This window comes from Thauera sp. 28 (assembly GCF_000310145.2).
GTDB lineage: Bacteria > Pseudomonadota > Gammaproteobacteria > Burkholderiales > Rhodocyclaceae > Thauera > Thauera mechernichensis.
In genome coordinates, this window is record NZ_AMXA01000091.1 from 1 (window position 1) to 677 (window position 677).

A 677-nucleotide genomic window follows, 5' to 3' on the forward strand; every position below is an offset into this window, starting at 1 on the left:
GCCATCTTGAGGTGATCGACCGTGCCGATGCCCGGCAGCAGCAGCGCCGACACCCTGGCCTGCTTCATCAGCGGGATCACGGCGGACAGGTACTCCTCGTCGCTGTGGGCCGGGAAGCCGTAGTTCACCGAGCTGCCGCCCAGGCCGTCGCCGTGGGTGACCTCGATCAGCGGGATGCCCGCCTCGTCCAGGCCGCAGGCGATGGTCTTCATCTGCTCGAGCGTCATCAGGTGGCGCTTGGGGTGCATGCCGTCGCGCAGGGTCATGTCATGCACGGTGACTTTCTTGCCGCGAAGTTCCATGTTCATCTCTCCTTGTGGCCGGGGCGCTCAGGCCACCATCGTGGCGCGGTTGGATTCAAGCTTGAGGCGACCGGCCAGGATCTCCTCGGCGAACATCTCGGCGGTGCGCGCACCGGCCGCGGTCATGATGTCGAGGTTGCCGGCGTACTTGGGCAGGTAGTCGCCCAGGCCTTCGACCTGGAGGTACACCGAGACGCGCTTGCCGTCGAACACCGGGCCATTGACCAGGCGGTAGCCGGGCACGTACTTCTGCACCTCGCGGATCATGGCGTGGATGGATTCGGTGATCGCCGCCTGGTCGGGTTCGGTCTCGGTCAGGCAGTGCACCGTGTCGCGCATGATCAAGGGCGGTTCGGCCGGGTTGAGGATGATGAT

2 pseudogenes are annotated in these 677 nt (G+C 65.7%); both read right to left on the minus strand.

The features are described from left to right. Positions 1-302 (minus strand): annotated as a pseudogene (locus C662_RS19565) (4-hydroxy-2-oxovalerate aldolase); the annotation flags it as partial. 27 nt (positions 303-329) lie between these two features. After that, a pseudogene (locus C662_RS19570) lies at positions 330-677 on the minus strand (acetaldehyde dehydrogenase (acetylating)); the annotation flags it as partial.